The 1,016-nt window shown below is 67.2% G+C and carries 1 protein-coding gene; it reads left to right on the top strand.

The window, feature by feature from the left end:
- Nucleotides 1–1,016: beta strand repeat-containing protein (locus tag ACFWZ3_RS17280; RefSeq protein WP_439708911.1), on the top strand; the 1,016-nt coding region annotated here is incomplete at both ends.

Genomic DNA, 1,016 nt, shown 5'->3' with positions numbered 1-1,016 from the left:
CCTCACGGCCGGTACGCTGACCGGAAGTTCTGCCGGCAGCACTACGCTCAACGGCGCCAACCTGATTGGCACGCTGGGCAGCTTCACGGCCGCCAACTTCGCCCTGACCAACGCGCAGGCGCTGGCGGTGAACGGATCGTTGGCGACCACTGGTGGCAACGGAACCATCAGCCTGCGCACGTCGGGTGCTGGCCACGCATTAAACGTGAATACCGCGCTCAGCGGCGGAGCCATCACGCTCGTTTCGGCTGATGCATTGACGGTGAGCAACAGCGTCACTGGCACCGCGGTGGATCTGAGTGCGGTCGGCAACCTGACCATCCAGGCGGCGATCGACAGCGGTGCGGGCGCAACGACGCTGACGCAGGCCGGCAGTGGTGCGATTACCGAAGGGACGGGCGGCATGATCAAGGCCCGCACGCTGACCGGCAGTTCGACCGGTGCGACGACGCTGGGAAATGCCAATCTGATCGGTACGCTGGGAGTGTTCGACGCGAACGGTTTCAGCCTGATAAACGCGCAGGCGCTGACGGTCGGTGGCGCGGTGAACGGTGGCACAGACGGGGCGGCCATCGGCACCACAACAGGGGTGCTGACCGTAGCTGATTCCGTCAGCAGCAACGCGGTGGCGCTGACGGGCGCCGACGGACTGGCGGTCGATGCCAAGGTAAACAGCGGCGCCGGCACCACTACGCTGACTTCCGGCGGAACGATCAGCGAAGGCAGCAGTGGATTGGTCGCGGCAGGCACGTTGGTCGGCAGTTCCCAGGGGGCGGCCACGCTCACGGGCGCGAACCAGGTCGGCGCGCTGGGCAACTTCAGCGCGAACGGCTTCAGCCTGACGAACGCGCGGGCGCTGACAGTGGCCGGCGCAGTGAATAGCGGCACCGGCAGCGCAACGCTCAACACCGGCAACCAGGCGCTGGCGGTGAATGGCAGCGTGGCGAGCAACGGCCAGGCACTGAGCCTGAGTGGCGGGGCCCTGGCGTTGAACGGGGCGGTGAACAGCGGCGCAG

The sequence above is a fragment of the Frateuria sp. GZRR35 genome, assembly GCF_051900415.1.
In the GTDB taxonomy this organism is placed as follows: Bacteria; Pseudomonadota; Gammaproteobacteria; order Xanthomonadales; family Rhodanobacteraceae; genus Frateuria_A.
This window is presented reverse-complemented; position numbering and strand designations above follow the sequence as displayed.